The sequence below is a fragment of the Rhodococcus sp. IEGM 1379 genome (assembly GCF_030056815.1).
GTDB lineage: Bacteria > Actinomycetota > Actinomycetes > Mycobacteriales > Mycobacteriaceae > Rhodococcus_F.
The window spans coordinates 1-1,216 of record NZ_JASHKR010000182.1 but is presented as its reverse complement, the minus strand read 5'-3'; the positions used below and the strand labels follow the sequence as shown (position 1 = coordinate 1,216).

Here is a 1,216-nt window from a genome sequence, read left to right as displayed (position 1 = left end):
GTGCGTCTCGCTGTCGGTATCGAAGGTATCGACGACATCCTCGCCGACCTCGAAATCGGTTTGGCTGCAGCAGCTTCCTGATCAGTGACAACAAAAAGCTCGGCCCCGACTCGAAAGTCAGGGCCGAGCTTTTTGTCTGTGGAAGCTAGCTCTTGGGCGTGAAGGCCGCAAGCGGTTCGCTTGCAGACCAGTCATGGCCCCAGTAGCTGTCCGCTGTGATTTCCTCAGCGGTGTAATACGTTTCGTCGACAGCCATGCCCTCGCAACCGAACTCGAGGTCCCAGCCGCCCGGAGCGCGCACGTAGAACGAGACCATCTTGTCGTTCGTGTGTCGACCCAACGTGGAGGAGATCGTAAAGCCGAGCTTCGCAACACGATCGAGCGCCTGACCGACGGCGTCGAGAGTCTCGGCCTCCATCATCAGGTGCACCAAACCGGGCTCGTCCACCGGCGGCGCCGGGCACAGAGCCAGGCTGTGGTGGCGGGCATTGACACCCATGAACCGGACGCGTCGCGCCGGCATCGGTGCATCGATGCCACCGAGGCGGATGGAGCCACGCGGCAGGAAGCCGAGCACCTCGGTATAGAAGGCGTGGGCCTCGTCGAACTTCGTAACCGGAAGAACCACGTGACCGAGGCCCTGATCGCCGGTGACAAAACGTCCACCGTGCGGGGTGACCAGCGGGCTGTGATCGAGGACCGGTCCGAAGAAGACCTCGACGCGGTTGCCGTTGGGATCGTTGAACGCGATGACCTCTTCGGCGTCGCGGTAGCTGGCATCGACGTCGGAGAGAACGTCGACCTCGATACCGGCCTTCTCGACTGCTTCGCGAACACGCTGAAGCGCGAACTGATCTCGCACCTCCCAGCCAACGGCGAGTGCCTTGTCCGACTCACCCGGCAGGACGATCAGGCGGCTACGACGCTCGTCGAGGCGGAGGTAAAGTCCGTCCTCTTCCGGGCCACTGCCCACTGCAAGGCCGAGTCCGTCGACCACAAGCTCGCGCCAGCGAGCCACGTCCTGCGTTTGGATCCTGAGATATCCCAGGCCCCGAATTTCAGTCATGCCTAACCGTCCTAAGTTGGTGAAGGGGAGTGAATCAGATCATCGAGCGGTGGATGCCCTGCGGCTCGCCACCGAGCTGCGTCAGCGTCGACGCATGGAAGATCGATCCGGGCACGTGGATTGCGTGCGACAGACCTGCGTGAGCGTCAC

Annotated in this window: 1 protein-coding gene; it reads right to left on the bottom strand. The window is 62.6% G+C overall.

Annotated features, from left to right (window positions below; genetic code table 11):
• Nucleotides 1-145: 145 nt before the first annotated feature.
• Complete coding sequence (gene bphC / locus QM600_RS29400; RefSeq protein WP_283265302.1) at nt 146-1,066, bottom strand: biphenyl-2,3-diol 1,2-dioxygenase; 921 nt, start codon at nt 1,064-1,066, stop codon at nt 146-148.
• Nucleotides 1,067-1,216: the final 150 nt, after the last annotated feature.

Coding starts and splice junctions, on each gene's coding strand:
- bphC (WP_283265302.1), bottom strand. CDS start 1,066: ATGACTGAAATTCGGGGCCTGGGATATCTCAGGATCCAAACGCAGGAC.